Origin of the sequence: Psychroserpens jangbogonensis (assembly GCF_000797465.1) — a bacterium.
In the GTDB taxonomy this organism is placed as follows: domain Bacteria; phylum Bacteroidota; class Bacteroidia; order Flavobacteriales; family Flavobacteriaceae; genus Psychroserpens; species Psychroserpens jangbogonensis.
This window is the reverse complement of record NZ_JSWG01000009.1, coordinates 330,940-346,453: the sequence shown is the minus strand read 5'-3', so window position 1 is coordinate 346,453 and position 15,514 is coordinate 330,940. Positions and strand designations below refer to the sequence as shown.

Below are 15,514 nucleotides of genomic sequence, written 5' to 3'. Positions count from 1 at the left end.
TTATCGATAAAAAGAATTTAGCTATTAATTCGTCATACTTAATCGCATATAGACCGGAAAATGATCACTAAATCCACCCTTGTACTTTTTTCCTGAATAAGTCCTAAAAGGTTGTCCTTTAAATTTACCTTGATATTGCGTTAAGAACTTCTCATCAAAAATGTCAGCCTCTTCAAATTTTAAGCTTTCATCGTCTGTTTCAAAAAAATTGGTAGAGAATAATATTTGATCAAAAACATTCCATTTAAATTTATGGTTTTGAGTTCCTCTAGAATAGGATACTAACGTTTTCATTGGGTTAAACAATTCTCCTTTTTCATTTAGCATTTTTACGCTTTCATTATTTGGATTATCATTAAAATCACCCATAACTATAATTTTAGGATTGGCTTCTTTAGTTCTTATTGTTCCTATGATTTCAATAGCTTTTTGAGATGCAGCTATTCTATTAAGAGATGATTTCACTAGACCATCGCGACGAGAAGGCCAATGATTAATGATACAATGAATTAATTCACCATTTAGTTTCCCCGAAACTAATAATATATCTCTGGTGAAATCTTGTGCACCACTCTCTTTTTCAAGGTAAATAGAAAAAGGCATTGAAGATTCTAATTCAAATTCATCTTTGTTATAAATTAAACCAACATCAATTCCTCGTTCGTCTTTAGAATCATAATGAACTATACCATAATTATAAGCCTTCAAATCTTTTGTTTCAATGAGGTCTTGTAATACCTTTTTATTTTCGGCTTCAGCTATTCCAATTAATGTAGGAGGTTTTTGAACATCATCAAAACCAATCTTTGAAATCACATCTGCTAGTTTATATAATTTTTTCTCATAGCGATTTTTTGTCCATCGCTTAGCTGAGTCAGGTAAAAAATCGTTGTCGTGCGTAAGTCCGTTGTCTTTAAAATCAAAAAGATTCTCTACGTTATAAAATGCGACTGTGTACTGATGTTCTGTTTTTATTTCTTTTCCCACAAGACAAATTTAAATTTTAAAATACAATCCACATACTTTCAATTATGTAACTTTGTTATTATTTTGATTTATGATAGAAAAAAAAGACTTACAGCTTGAAAAGGCTGTGCTGATAGGAGTTGTTACAAAAGCACAAAATGAAGAACGTTCTAATGAATATTTAGACGAGTTAGAGTTTTTAACTTATACCGCTGGTGGCGAAGTGCTAAAACGTTTTACTCAGAAAATGGAAATGCCAAATCCAAAAACGTTTATTGGTACGGGTAAAATGGAAGAGGTGGCGAACTTTATTAAAAACAATAACGTTGGTACTGCCATTTTTGATGATGAATTATCTGCAGCTCAAGAACGAAATATCAGTAAAATTTTAGAATGCAAAGTTTTAGACCGTACAAATCTAATTCTAGATATTTTTGCTCAACGTGCCACAACAAGCTATGCTAGAACTCAAGTAGAGCTTGCTCAATGTGAGTATTTACTTCCAAGATTAAAAGGAATGTGGACTCACCTTGAGCGACAAAAAGGTGGTATAGGAATGCGTGGTCCTGGAGAAACGGAAATTGAAACAGACAGACGTATCGTTAGAGATAAAATTGCTTTGCTAAAAGCCAAAATAAAAACCATTGACAAACAAATGGCTGTGCAGCGTGGCAATCGCGGTAAAATGGTTCGAGTGGCATTAGTTGGTTACACTAATGTTGGAAAATCTACTTTAATGAATGTCGTTAGTAAAAGTGATGTGTTTGCTGAAAACAAATTATTTGCAACTCTTGACACAACTGTACGAAAAGTAGTAATTCAAAACTTACCATTTTTACTGACTGATACCGTTGGATTTATTAGAAAATTACCAACACAATTAATAGAATCTTTTAAAAGCACACTTGATGAAGTTAGAGAAGCAGATTTACTTTTGCATGTTGTAGATATTTCACATGCGAATTTTGAAGAACACATTGAATCTGTAAACAAAATTCTTGGCGAGATTGAAAGTTCTAACAAGCCTACAATTATGGTTTTTAATAAAATAGACGCCTACAAAGCTGAGCCATTAGATGAAGATGATTTAATAACTGAAAAAACATCTATGCATTATACATTAGAGGAATGGAAAAACACATGGATGAATAAAGTGGGTAATAATGCTTTATTTATTTCTGCACTAAATAAAAAGAACATAGATGCATTTAAAAAACGAGTGTATGATGAAGTTCGAGAAATTCATGTAACCCGTTTTCCTTATAATCATTTTCTATATCCTGATTATGAAGATCAACAATAAATCTAGTTACAAAAAAAAGGCTGTCTTAATAAAGACAGCCTTTTATATTTTTTATCAAATTTGATTACCAAATTCTAACACGATCTTCAGGAGCGATCCACATTTCATCTCCTTCTTTTATATCAAATGCTTCATAAAACGCATCAATATTTTTTAAAGGTTGAGTTGCTCTTACTATACCTGGTGAGTGTGTATCAGTTTTAACAAGTCTTCTTAATGCATCATCTCTTGTTAACGTTCTCCAAACAGTAGACCAAGACATAAAGAAACGTTGCTCTGGCGTAAACCCATCAATATTTTCTGGTCTTCCATTTTCTGCATAATGCAACTGTAAACCGTCATATGCTCCAAGAACTCCTCCTAAATCACCAATGTTCTCTCCTAATGTATATTTACCATTAATGTAAACGCTATCTAAAACTTCAATAGCACTGTATTGTTCAGCTAAAGCATTTCCACGCTTAGTAAACTCCTCAAGATCTGCATCTGTCCACCAGTTATTTACGTTCCCATCAGCATCAAAACGAGATCCAGAATCATCAAAAGCATGAGAAATTTCATGACCTATTACAGCTCCAATTCCTCCATAATTTACAGCATCATCTGCAGTATAGTTATAGAATGGTGGTTGTAAGATTGCAGCAGGAAATACAATTTCGTTGTTTATTGGATTAAAATAAGCATTCACAGCTTGTGGTGGCATTCCCCATTCTGATTTGTCAATCGGTTCTCCAATTTCAGCTAAATTTTTATCCAAAGCCCATTTACCAACAGCCATCATGTTTTCTGCATAAGTATTTCCGTCTTTAACCATTAAAGCCGAGTAGTCTTCCCACTCATCTGGATAGGCAATTTTAACTGTAAATTTATCTAACTTTTCAATAGCCTTTAATTTAGTCTCTGGAGTCATCCAATCTAATTTCTGAATTCTATTTTGGAAAGCTGTAATTACATTAGCAATCATTTTCTCCGCTTTCTCTTTGGCTTCTGGCGGAAATTTAGCTTCTACATATAATTTACCAATAGCTTCACCAACTGTTCCTGATGCTGTTCCAAGTGCACGTTCTTCAGCTGATCTTTGTTTTTTTGCTCCACTTAATGTTTTAGAATAAAATTCCCAATTTGCTGTTTCAATTTCAGTTGTTAAATATCCAGCTGCAGCATCTATTGTACTCCAATCCATCAAAGTTTTTATATCTTCTATTGATGTGTTTTTCAAAAAGTCACTCATTGCAGCCATGTATTTAGGTTGCGCAACAAGTAATGTGTCAATCTTTTTTGTAATTCCAAGGTCAGAAATCATTTTACTCCAATCAATAGCAGGAGACATTTTTTGTAAATCTTCTAAAGAGGTTGGATTATTCATATTTCGTATATCTCTTCTAGCTACTTTATCTAATCTTGGCTCCACCAATTGAGTCTCCATTGCAATAATTTTCTCTGCAGCAGCATCAGCATCAGCTTTGCTGTATTCGATAAACTGAAGCATTCTCGATACGTGCGCTTTATATTGTTCTCTTATTTCTTTAGACTTGTCGTCTTGATCTAAGTAATAGTCACGTTGTAATCCTGTTCCTCCTGGTCCTACCCATACGGTATTCATACTACTGTCATTTAAATCAGGCCCAGCTCCGATTCCTCCAAATGGAGATGCAACTCCCATAGTCGTTGCTTCAACTGTTTGCATGTCTTCAATACTTTTAATCCCAGCAATTTTGGCTAGGATTGGTTTTAAAGGATTAATACCTGCTTCATCACGAGCAACCGTATCTAATTCTGATTCAAAAATAAGTAATGCCTTTTTTTGATCTGTTCCTTCTCCATACTTCCCTAATTCTTTAGATGTTTTTAAAATTTCTAAAACATCTGCTCTCGTATCTTTACGAAGTACTCCAAATCCTCCCCATCGTGTTTCATCTTCAGGAATTACTGTGTTTTTAGCCCAATTACCATTTACATAATTGTAAAAATCGTCTTTTGGACTTATTGTAGTGTCCATGTTATCGAGAATAATTCCAGGAATTTTCTCAACCATTGCCGTTTCCTCTTTTGGCTCTTCTTTACATCCTAAAAATGCAAATACTGCCAATACAGAAACTATCAAAATACTCTTGATATTAGTTTTCATAGTGTTTGTTGTGTTTAAATTTGATTTAAAATTAGTTATTAATTAGAAGTCTTAACGAACCATTTGTTACATATTAACAAAACATTAAGAAAATCAAACGCTTCATTATTAAGATTTACTGTGGCTTAGAAATGTTATTTGCCTCAAACTCAAGGTTTTTGTTGATTTGAAGATTAAGGTTAGAAAAAGCTACAAACACTTCCTTTAAACCTTTAAGTTGTTCGTTTTTAGGAATATTATCAAGCAACAGTAAACTATTTAACTTGAGCATTTTAGTTTCTAAAGCTGTAATTCTGGAGTTAATCTCATTAGTACTAACTGCTTTTGGAATTTCAGTTCTAAAATCATTTATAAAAGTAGAAATTAAGGTTAGATCACTTTTAAAAAATGATAAATCACCCATTTTTAAATACTCTATTTGTGTGTTTAGCTCTTGATATTTTTGCCAATCATTTAGTGCTTTTTTAGCATCAGCACTTAATCCGTAGTCATTATACTTTAGGTTTTCAATCTCGGCTTTTGTAATGGTTTTAGATTGTTTCTCATCTACCGTCGATTTAATCTCTACTTTTTGAGTATCAGTTTTACAACTAACAATCATAATACAAAGAAGGCAATAAAAAAAGAGCTTAAAACGCATAAATTAAGAAATAAATTTAGTTGTAAATATACTTAATACGAATATACTTTGAAGTTTATCATAACGGATTTAACAAAAAAATAAAGTGTTGTTAATTTTAAGCATTAAAGTTTTTTGTCCTTTTTATTCTTAGTATTTTTGATTCGCATTTTAACCGTATAATTTTTATGTCAAAAGTATTAATCATTGGTGCTGGTGGTCAGATTGGTTCAGAACTAACCCATAAGCTGCGTGAAATTCATGGTAATAATAATGTTATTGCCAGTGATATTAGTTTTTCAAATAAAGATTTAGTTAACTCTGGTCTTTTTGAAATTCTAGATGCAAAAGACTACAATGCAATTAAAAACTGTATTGAAAAGTACAATATAGATACAGTATATTTAATGGCTGCGATGCTTAGCGCAACGGGCGAAAAACATCCAATGATGGCTTGGGATTTAAACATGAATTCTTTATTTCATGTCTTAAATCTAGCAAAAGAAGGCGCTATTAAAAAAGTGTTTTGGCCGTCAAGTATTGCTGTTTTTGGACCCACAACTCCTTCAATTCAAACGCCTCAGCATACAATCATGGAACCGACTACAGTTTACGGCATTACTAAACAAGTTGGAGAACGTTGGTGTGAGTATTATCACAAGCAATACGGGGTTGATGTAAGAAGTCTTAGATATCCTGGAATTATAAGTTGGAAAACAATGCCAGGAGGAGGTACTACAGATTATGCTGTAGAAATTTATCACAAAGCTATAACGGATAAAAGCTATGAATGCTTTTTATCTGAGGAGACTGAACTTCCAATGATGTTTATGGACGATGCAATTAATGCTACTGTAAACATTATGCAAGCGCCTTCCGAAGCAATAAAAATAAGATCTGCATATAATTTGGCAGCCATTAGCTTTACTCCAAAAGAATTAGCTGCTGCTATTAAAAGGTTTATTCCTGAATTTGAAATCAACTACAATCCAGATTTCAGGCAAAAAATTGCAGATAGTTGGCCTAAATCTATAGATGACACTTCAGCTAGAACAGATTGGAACTGGAAACATCATTATGATTTAAAAGCTATGACTTTAGAAATGTTAAAACAACTAAAGTCTAAGTACGATTCCGAAGCGGAATTCTCTTCTTAGGATTCCTTCAAATGGACTCATTATAAACTTATTATCCAAAATTTAAAGCACAAAAAAAGCCACTATTACTAGTGGCTTTTAAAACTTGCTCCTCCTCTTAGGCTCGAACTAAGGACCCTCTGATTAACAGTCAGGTTTCAATCCTTTTACTTGATTGCATCACTTACATCAAATAGCGTACAAATAAAGGAGTTTAATCAAATAGGTGTCATTTTGTTATCATTTTTTATTACATTTGTTCGACCTATGTTCGACCCAAAATCATTTTATGGCAACTGTAAGTATAATTAAAAGAACCAAACGCTTAAGAGACAACTCGTTTCCTATAGCGCTACGAATCACAAAAGATAGAAGGAAGAAAATAATTTCTTTAGGATTCTCCTGTCAAGATAACGAATGGAATGACCGTAAATCTGAATTTAAGAAAAACCACGAAAACTATATCCAACGAAACGCGCTTTTAGATAAGTTTAAAAGTAATGCTTCATCTATAATTGATGATTTTAAAAGTGAGGGGGTTGATTTTACTCTAAGTCAATTTGAAGAACGATTCAGAGGTGATTACAAACGTAAGAGTATTTCTGTTTATGATTTCTTTGATTATAAAGTGGAATTACTAAATGAAGCTGGAAGAACTGGAAGTGCTAAAGCATATAAAGATACTAGAGATGCTATTTTTAAGTTCTGCCCTCGTAATAATTTAAAGTTTCAAGAGATTGACATGAACTTTTTAGATGATTTTGAAACTCACTTACGCTCTCGAGGTAATGTTGATGGCGGTATTGCTGTTCGTATGAGACAACTACGTGCCTTATATAATGATGCCATATCTAAAAACGTTATTGATGAGTCCTTTTACCCTTTTAAGAAATATAAAATTGCGAAACTAAAAGGGAAAGGCATAAAGAGAGCTTTATCTAGAGATGAAATTCAGAAAATATTTGACTTTGATATTAGTGAACATACAAATCTAGTTCACTCCAAAAACTATTTCTTATTCTCGTATTTTACTCGGGGGATGAATTTTATTGATATAATGTATTTAACATGGGATAATATTAATGATGATACTATTACCTATATACGTTCTAAAACTAAAGGACGTTTTAGTATTAAAATACTTCCTCCCGTAAAGGAAATACTGAGTTTTTATTCAAATCATCATACCAATACTAACTATGTATTTCCAATTCTGTTAAAGGAAAACCTTACACCTACTCAAATTCAAAACCGAAAATTCAAAACGCTTAAAAAATTTAATAAAGACTTAAAGCAGATTGCTTCTTTGGTTGGTATCGACAAAAAACTTACTAGTTATGTTGCCAGACATAGTTTTGCAACTAACTTAAAACAGCTTGGTGTATCTACAGATATTATTAGTGAATCTATGGGACATCAAAACATAAACATTACCAATACCTACTTAAAAGAATTTGATAGCGACGTCATTAACGAAGCGAACGAAAAACTACTATTATTTTAATAAACCCTAAATCAACCTAACTATTTATGCCAATAGAAGAAACCACATTCTCTAATCCAATTTATACTCGTAGAGATAAATTTAATCATGAATATGATATTACCCTAAATGAGATTTCAATAAACTCAAACAAGAAAGGCTTTTATAATTATGGATATTGCTATACTCTTATTAAAAGGATTCATGAATTAAGCCATCATGAAAGATTATTATTTATGAGACATCAGCTAAATGCATCATCAGATCCTATGCGATGGTTATTAGATTTAGAAAACCTGATTGAAGTCAATAGCTGGGAATCTTTTGAAGAATTTTATAATCTCTATGAAAAACTATTAAAAGAAACCAAAGGAATTATTAGTGATTCATTTAAGGCTATTGAGTCTGGAGAGTTTAATGCTAAAATAACTAATGGTAATGACATTAATAATAATGTTGATATTATATTCAATACTGGAGAAGCTTGTACGTTTTTAAACATTTCCAAATCTACAATCTACAAAATGACTAGTTCTAAAAGCATTCCTTTTTATAAACCAAATGGTAAGAATATGTACTTTAAAAAAACAGAACTGGAAGAGTACTTATCTCAAAAAAGACAGCTGTCCAATAGTGAAATAGAAACAGAAGCTATTGACTATTTAACACGAAATCATAAATTTTAAATTTCTAGTCTCAATTTAATACCAGTTAATTTCTAACTGGTTCTAATTATGGACTAGTCAGAATAAAGACTAGTATCAAACTAAAACTTAAAATGACAAAAAAATCGTATTGCCCTGTTTATCAATCCCTAAACACTATTGGGGATAAGTGGTCTCTAATAATTATAAGAGATATTATATATCACCGTAAACATCATTTTAATGATTTTCTATCATCCAAAGAAAAAATTTCTAAAAGCACACTCAGCAATCGTTTAAAAAAATTAGTTGAAAATGGAATTATTATGAAAGTTCCTGATGCCTCTCATAAGCAAAAAAACAAATATGTCCTCACCCTAAAAGGCATTGAATTAGTTCCAATTATAGCAGAATTATATTTGTTTTCTGGGTCATTAGATGATGTCAATATGAGTTTGAATGATAATAGATTAGTTCGTGCGTTTATTGATGACAAAACAAATTTTATAAACATCTCAAAAAAATATTTAATCGAAGAAACTGAAAAAGTGTTTGAGGATTATCCTGAATTATTAATACAACAATAAGAATTGTCTCAGTTATGAAAGGCATTTAATAAATGGCGATGATTATCTACTTTCCATATAATCTTGCCATTTTACTAAAATAAACTTTTCAACTCCATGTTCGTTCCTTTTAAGAAAACCATATTCATAAATAAATAGATAAACGTCTTCTTTAGTATTCTTCCAATAGTGTGTGAAGAAATTGGGGTTAAATCCTTTTTCCGTTAAAATATTTGATCTTACCGTTACCTTACCTCCTTTATTATATTCCTTTAATATTTTACGATTAAGTTTTAGTTGGTTGTCTACTATATTATAAAATCGTTCTGGTTGTTCTTTTGATTTCTTGTATTGATAACCACTTTTACACTGTGGATCGCAAAACTTCTTATCAGTTCTACCAACTAATAGCTTCTTACAGTGCAAACATTCTTTATGAAATCTCATGAATTTTAAATTAAACGTATTTTATACGCATCCTATTCGAATAAGATACGCTTAAATCATTTATATCCACTAATTTGTAAAAAAAATCATGGAACTACAAAAAAGTATAACACTAAAGCATTTACTTATTAATCAAAACAAATGTATTGGACTTCAATTTAATACCAATAAGGTTATACAAGCACTTATTGATACACTGCCAGATATATCTTGGAGTAAAGAATATAGTATGTTCTATGTTTCAAACAATAAAAGCAACTTAGAATTAATATTTAAAACTTTTCACGGTGTTGCTTGGGTGAATGGTAACTATTTCTTTTCTGATAAAATTATAAATGCTGATAATCCTAAGCTTAATCTGGAACGATATAGAAATAGAAAACCTAAAGAAGGCTTTAAGCCTTGCCCTGAAGAATACTTGCTAAAGCTTGAACTTAAAAGATATTCTGACAATACGGTTCGTAACTACGTTTCTTGTTTTGAGACTTTCATTAATTACTATTATGACCAAGATCCTATCACTCTAAATGAAATAGATGTTCGAAAGTATTTACAAAAGCTGATACAAGACGGAAAGTCTAATTCTTATGTGAATCTGGCTGTTAATAGTATAAAATTCTTTTACGAAAGTGTCCATGGAATGCCCAATAGGTTTTATTCAATTGAAAGACCAAGGAAAGAAAAACAACTGCCTGAAGTTTTATCTAAAGAAGAAATCATAAAAATTATCAATAGCTCCAATAACATTAAACATAAGTGCATTATGGGGCTACTTTACTCATCTGGACTACGTAGAGGAGAGTTATTGAGTCTTAATGTTACTGATATAGATAGTAAAAGAATGGTTGTGAAAATTAAGAATGCAAAAGGAAATAAAGATCGTATTTCTATATTAAGTCCTAGTATTTTGAAAAACCTTCAACAATATTATAAAGAATATCGACCTGAAAAATATCTTTTTGAAGGTCAAAAAGGAGGTAAATATAGTGCTACCAGTGTTTTAAAAATTATTTCAGTGGCTGCAAAAAAAGCAGGTATTTTGAAAAAAGTCACACCTCACATGTTTAGACATAGCTTTGCAACACATCTATTAGAAAATGGAACTGACATCAGACATATTCAACTTTTACTCGGACATAGTTCTACTAAAACAACAGAAATATATACTCATGTAGCCAATAGGTCTTTCATGGAAATTAAAGATTTACTATCTTAGCGCTATAGTACGGATATAGGCAATAGTCTATATCCAATTGTTAGCTGTAATTGCTTACTGATGGAAGAATAATGTTAGAGAGTTAATACAATAAATCATTCCGTAAATAGAAAGTGGAATGATCAATGTCAGTTTTCCTGACCAACAATTAATTTATGTGATTAAAACTTGAATAATCAGATTGTAACTGGACTTCTTGTACGCATTAATACTATTTTAAAATTTGAAAAAGAAAACTGCTAATGCCCAACCTTGAAGTAGTACATGAAAACAACGATTATATAGTCGTAAACAAAATGGCTGGACTTATAAGTGAAAAAAGTCCTTACGAGGATTGCACTGTTGAGAATCAAGTTCTTGGTCACCTTTTAAAAAGCAAACGAAAGCCCTATATTGGAATAATACATAGATTAGATCGCGTGACAAGTGGAGTATTGATTTTTGCCAAGAAAAAAAGTATTCTTGTGGAATTTAATAATCTATTAAGTAGCCGGAAAGTTCAAAAAACTTATTTGGCAATAGTTAAAAACAAGCCACCAAAGAACAAAGAAAACCTAATTAATTTTATCGTAAAAAACAACCTAGAAAAAAAAGCAGATATAGCCCAATCAAGATCAAAAGACTCCCTGGAGTGCATGCTTTCCTATAAAGTTATAGACAAAAACGATTTTGGCTATCTTTTAGAAATAAAACCAAAAACTGGTCGATTCCATCAAATAAGAGCTCAATTAGCAAATATTGGGCTCCCTATTATTGGAGATGAAAAATATGGTTCAGTACAAGAATACTACCCTCTATCTATTTGCCTTCATGCGTGGAGATTAACATATCAAGTCTCTGGCTCTAAAGAATTCAAAACCTTTGAAGCACCCTTACCAAAAAACGCTTTTTGGAATAGTTATCGCCTTGGCCTATCCAATTGCTGACATACTTTTAATAATCGGAAAAAACAAAAACTACAGCTAACAACGTGTATTGCTAATTGCTGGTTCTGTGTGTACTCGGAAAATTCGTAGGATTTTCCTCTGGTTCGTTTTCTTTTATTAACTTAGTTCCAGCCAATGCAACTAACCATACACGCCACCGTTGTGCTTCATTATCAGAAACCGCTAACCAATGATAAAATTCTTTAGAAAAATACGATACGACCTTATGGAAAAAAATAAAACTGGAAAGTATTTTAAGTATGCTATTGGAGAAATAATACTTGTCGTCATTGGAATTCTAATTGCTCTTTCTATTAATAATTGGAGCCAAAAAAAATCAGAACGTAAAATAGAACAGAATTATCTTTTTTCACTAATTGAAGATGCAAAAACAGATTTATCAAATTTCAAGAATATAATTTCTATAAACGAGCAACGCATTGCAAACCTAGATTCTTTTGCATTTAGATGTTATAATTATAATGTAAAAGAAGAAAAAGATGCAGAACTAATGCTTTGGTATATGTATAGTTTAGCCCATCCAGATTTTATAACCCAAACTGACAGAACCTTATCACAACTCAAAAATTCTGGCGGAATGCGATTGATTGAGGATAAAACTAAAATAGATGCTATTATAAAATATGAAGAGTCTTTTGAAAAGTTATATAATCAGCAAATTTGGTATGAAGGCGGATTAAAAGATTTACTTAATGCTGGAGTTCTTGTTTTCAATTTAAAGTATCTACCAAAACCTAATAAAAAATTTGATCAAGAAACTTTTTTTAAGACAGCACGACTTCTTGATACAGATAAAAGATTAATTACCGAATTAGGTAATAGAGCGATTAATTATAATTTGCTTACAGCTTCTTATCTATCTTTTTTGGAAGAGGGGAAGCAAGAATGTATTAAACTAATCGATGTTTTGGAAAATAAGGATACAACAGATTTAAAGGAATAAGTTTCAAAATAATAACTATCGAAGAAAAATAACGAAAGCACAACAACGTGTATAACCAATTGCTGGTTTGTGTGTACTCGGAAAATCCTAGCGGATTTTCCTATTGGTTCGGTTTCTTTTGTTAACTTAGTTTTCGCCAACGCAACAAGCCATACACGAACACGTTGTGCTTCATTACACTCAACCGCTAACCAATGATAAAATTCTTTCGAAAAATTCGCCAAAACTTACTAATGGAAAACAAAACTGGAAAGTATTTTAAATATGCAATTGGAGAAATTGTACTTGTGGTTATTGGAATTTTAATAGCGCTACAGATTAATAACTGGAATGAATCAAAACAAGACCAAATTCAATTGAAATCTTCACTTGAATTTGTAAAGCAGAATCTTAACGAAGATATCAAAAATCTGAATAAGCAGATTGAATACAACGAAAATATTCAGAAAGCAATTGATATTTCATTTAGAATTATCTTCTTGCCAGAAGATGAAAATTACACATTAGACCAAATAGGCAACATAGTTAAAGAAAGAGAATTCTACGCTGTTAAAACAGCATTTAAATCAATGGAGACTGGAGCTCACTTTAAATGGATTAATGACCAAAATCTAATTGAAGCCATTTATTTATATTATACTGACACAGATAAAATGTCAAAAATGGTAGAATATAACAACAAATTTGCAAGAGACAAGATAGAGGATTTTGTTTATGATGAATGGGAATTGGGCACTTATTTTTCCGATTTAAACCCATATGATGACAAGCGAATTCCTAGAATAGATAACACTAAAGTAATTAAAGAAAGTATTGTTTTTGAAAACCTACTTCTTGGTAGAAAGTCAAAAACATTCTCTGAAATAAGATGGTCTAAACGCGCAATCAATGATGCAACAAAATTGATTAATCAAATTGAAGTTTATTTGATTGAGCAGAATAAATAACGAAAGCACAACAACGTGTATATTTAATTGCTAAGTCTAGCCTACTTACGAATATTCCTGCGGAATATTCTATTCGTTTTTTATTTACTAAATTAGTTGCTTAACCACGCAACTAACCATACACAATCACGAGATAAATCGTAACAAATAATTAGATTATACTACTAATCAGTTAAATATTAACTTGACAAAAATGAAAAAAAATAAAGGGACAACCCTATTTGTAATTGGAATGATGTTTACAACACTCGGATTAACAATTTTTTCAGATAATAAAATCTTACTGTATAGTGCTCTAATTCTTGGATTATTAATATCCATATATAGTGTATTTGTAACTGACAAGTGGAAGAAAAGCCAAAAGAAAACGAAAGAGTAAAATTAAATCAAATTTTGGGCGAACGGAATTAAAAAAGTCTGAATAAATTACACAAAACCATTACAAACGCTGAATTTACTCTTGTGAAATTATCACTCAATCGGAATTTATAAACGTTGCGTAAAAACCTGAATGTTGAAATTTACTCTTACGGAATTTAGCAAGTTTATGGAAATGATAAACTGAATGAAAAATTAAGCGGAATAAAAACTGCGTAGAACAACGTGTATAACCAATTGCTTGATGGTGTTTAATGATTACCACGGAAATTCTACCGAATTTCCTCTACGCTCTTTCTTTTTGCTATCTTAGTGCTCACTGCAACTAACCATACACGAGCACGTTGTGCGTCATTTAACAACTTGTCGCTAAAATTCAACAATTCAGAATAAAAAAGCTCACCGACCTTCAAAATAGTCGGAATTTTGGATATATATTAAAACAAGATTAATGAAAATGCTTAAAAATTGTATCTCGGAATACGCTATCTCAATAATTTTAGTTCTCTCATTAATATTTGTAGGCTGCAAATGTGAACCTACTATACAATATTCTTATCATCAACCTAAATATATTAACGATGGATTTGAAGTTGGCTCTTTAGAAGAGGTGAATATTGATTCAATATTACTTAAAAATGCTGTAGATAAAATAAATTGTGGTAAGTATGACGAAGTACATTCTATGGTTATCTTCAAGGATAGCAATCTTGTCTTTGAAGAATACTTTCAAGGACATAAATACAAATGGGATGGTGAAAATCATCATGGTGAATGGACTAGTTGGGATAAATCAACTCCGCATGGTGTTAAATCTGTATCTAAAAGTATAACTTCATTATGTGTTGGAATTGCTATTGACAAAGGTTTTATTGAAAGTGTTGATCAATCCATTTTTGATTATTTACCCGATCACCAGCATTTGAAAACGAATGGTAAAGAAAAAATAACTATTGAGCATCTGTTAACCATGACTTCTGGTTTAGAATGGGCTGATTTAGGCAATGCATCAAATGACATTGTTGGTATTTGGTATCAGGATAAAGATCCTATTACATTTATTTTAGAGAAACCTCTGACACATAATCCTGGAACTACTTTCAACTATTCAGGTGGAAATACAATAATATTAGGGGAAATCATCAAAAATGCATCACATATGGAACTTGATAAATTCTCGGAAGAAAATATATTCAAACCATTAGAAATTGACTCTTCCAATTGGCCTCTTCGATTTGAAAATGGCGTTATTGAAGCAGGTGGTGGCTTGGAAATGACACCAAGAGATATGGTAAAAATTGGTGTTACGTACTTAAATAATGGAATTTATAATGATACCCAAATTATATCCAAACAATGGATTGAAAAAAGTTCCACCACATATTCAAATAACAGGAATATAGACATACAAGGACACTCTTCCGGAAGTCATGATTATTCATATTCGTGGTGGTTAAAATCCTACACAAAGTCTGGGAAAGAAATTAACATGTATCATGCGGTAGGCTGGGGAGGACAGGAGATTATAATTCTACCAAAATTAAACACAGTAGTTGTTTTTACGAGTGGGAATTATATCCGTAAAGTAAAGGTAATTGAACTCCTTGAGGAATACATTCTACCTGCTATTAATTAGATTAAAATAATAACGAAAGCACAACAACGTGTATATTTAATTGCTAGTTATAGCTGGCTTACGAAAATTCCTGCGGAATTTCCTATTCGTTTTTTATTTGCTAAATTAGTTGCTCAAACACGCAACTAAGCATACACAACACGTTGGTAGTCATT

The 15,514-nt window shown here is 31.4% G+C and carries 14 protein-coding genes; 10 read left to right on the top strand and 4 right to left on the bottom strand.

Going from position 1 to position 15,514, the window contains the following annotated elements:
- Positions 1 to 24: 24 nt before the first annotated feature.
- On the bottom strand, positions 25 to 987 hold the full coding sequence (locus RH81_RS08630) for an endonuclease/exonuclease/phosphatase family protein (RefSeq protein ID WP_033959738.1): 963 nt from the start codon (positions 985 to 987) through the stop codon (positions 25 to 27).
- Between the two features lie 70 nt (positions 988 to 1,057).
- Between RH81_RS08630 and hflX the strand changes: the two genes are divergently transcribed.
- Positions 1,058 to 2,269: a GTPase HflX gene (gene hflX, locus RH81_RS08625; protein ID WP_033959737.1), complete on the top strand. Its 1,212-nt coding sequence runs from the start codon at positions 1,058 to 1,060 to the stop codon at positions 2,267 to 2,269.
- 64 nt (positions 2,270 to 2,333) lie between these two features.
- Here the strand turns inward: hflX and RH81_RS08620 are convergent, their stop codons facing one another.
- Positions 2,334 to 4,397, bottom strand: coding sequence for a M13 family metallopeptidase (locus RH81_RS08620; RefSeq protein ID WP_033959736.1), 2,064 nt, complete (start codon positions 4,395 to 4,397; stop codon positions 2,334 to 2,336).
- Between the two features lie 115 nt (positions 4,398 to 4,512).
- The gene (locus RH81_RS08615; RefSeq protein ID WP_033959735.1) at positions 4,513 to 4,998 is read right to left on the bottom strand and encodes a hypothetical protein; all 486 of its coding nucleotides are present in this window, start codon (positions 4,996 to 4,998) and stop codon (positions 4,513 to 4,515) included.
- A gap of 206 nt (positions 4,999 to 5,204) precedes the next feature.
- Here RH81_RS08615 and RH81_RS08610 point away from each other — a divergent pair, with 206 nt between their 5' ends.
- The 4 genes from RH81_RS08610 (at position 5,205) to RH81_RS16765 (ending at position 8,866) form a co-directional block, all read left to right on the top strand.
- The gene (locus RH81_RS08610) at positions 5,205 to 6,173 is read left to right on the top strand and encodes an NAD-dependent epimerase/dehydratase family protein (RefSeq protein WP_033959734.1); all 969 of its coding nucleotides are present in this window, start codon (positions 5,205 to 5,207) and stop codon (positions 6,171 to 6,173) included.
- A gap of 268 nt (positions 6,174 to 6,441) precedes the next feature.
- Positions 6,442 to 7,656, top strand: a complete 1,215-nt coding sequence (locus RH81_RS08605) for a site-specific integrase (RefSeq protein WP_033959733.1) — start codon at positions 6,442 to 6,444, stop codon at positions 7,654 to 7,656.
- A 26-nt stretch (positions 7,657 to 7,682) separates the two neighbouring features.
- Complete coding sequence (locus RH81_RS16475) at positions 7,683 to 8,321, top strand: helix-turn-helix domain-containing protein (protein WP_052172483.1); 639 nt, start codon at positions 7,683 to 7,685, stop codon at positions 8,319 to 8,321.
- A 92-nt stretch (positions 8,322 to 8,413) separates the two neighbouring features.
- The gene (locus RH81_RS16765) at positions 8,414 to 8,866 is read left to right on the top strand and encodes a winged helix-turn-helix transcriptional regulator (RefSeq protein WP_081988255.1); all 453 of its coding nucleotides are present in this window, start codon (positions 8,414 to 8,416) and stop codon (positions 8,864 to 8,866) included.
- 42 nt (positions 8,867 to 8,908) lie between these two features.
- On the opposite strand, the gene RH81_RS08590 is transcribed toward RH81_RS16765, so the two are convergent.
- Entirely contained in the window at positions 8,909 to 9,292 is a 384-nt protein-coding gene (locus tag RH81_RS08590; RefSeq protein WP_033959730.1) for a hypothetical protein, read from the bottom strand.
- An 88-nt stretch (positions 9,293 to 9,380) separates the two neighbouring features.
- Here RH81_RS08590 and xerA point away from each other — a divergent pair, with 88 nt between their 5' ends.
- The 5 genes from xerA to RH81_RS08560 all read left to right on the top strand — a co-directional run bounded on the left by xerA (position 9,381) and on the right by RH81_RS08560 (position 15,359).
- Positions 9,381 to 10,508 carry a site-specific tyrosine recombinase/integron integrase gene (gene xerA / locus RH81_RS08585; protein ID WP_052172482.1) on the top strand — a complete coding sequence of 376 codons (1,128 nt, stop codon included), beginning with the start codon at positions 9,381 to 9,383 and terminating at the stop codon, positions 10,506 to 10,508.
- Between the two features lie 242 nt (positions 10,509 to 10,750).
- The gene (locus RH81_RS08580) at positions 10,751 to 11,434 is read left to right on the top strand and encodes an RluA family pseudouridine synthase (protein ID WP_033959729.1); all 684 of its coding nucleotides are present in this window, start codon (positions 10,751 to 10,753) and stop codon (positions 11,432 to 11,434) included.
- A 226-nt stretch (positions 11,435 to 11,660) separates the two neighbouring features.
- Positions 11,661 to 12,398 carry a DUF6090 family protein gene (locus RH81_RS17140; protein WP_052172481.1) on the top strand — a complete coding sequence of 246 codons (738 nt, stop codon included), beginning with the start codon at positions 11,661 to 11,663 and terminating at the stop codon, positions 12,396 to 12,398.
- Between the two features lie 233 nt (positions 12,399 to 12,631).
- Complete coding sequence (locus tag RH81_RS16465; protein ID WP_052172480.1) at positions 12,632 to 13,345, top strand: DUF6090 family protein; 714 nt, start codon at positions 12,632 to 12,634, stop codon at positions 13,343 to 13,345.
- 835 nt (positions 13,346 to 14,180) lie between these two features.
- Positions 14,181 to 15,359 carry a serine hydrolase domain-containing protein gene (locus RH81_RS08560; RefSeq protein ID WP_161791978.1) on the top strand — a complete coding sequence of 393 codons (1,179 nt, stop codon included), beginning with the start codon at positions 14,181 to 14,183 and terminating at the stop codon, positions 15,357 to 15,359.
- Positions 15,360 to 15,514: the final 155 nt, after the last annotated feature.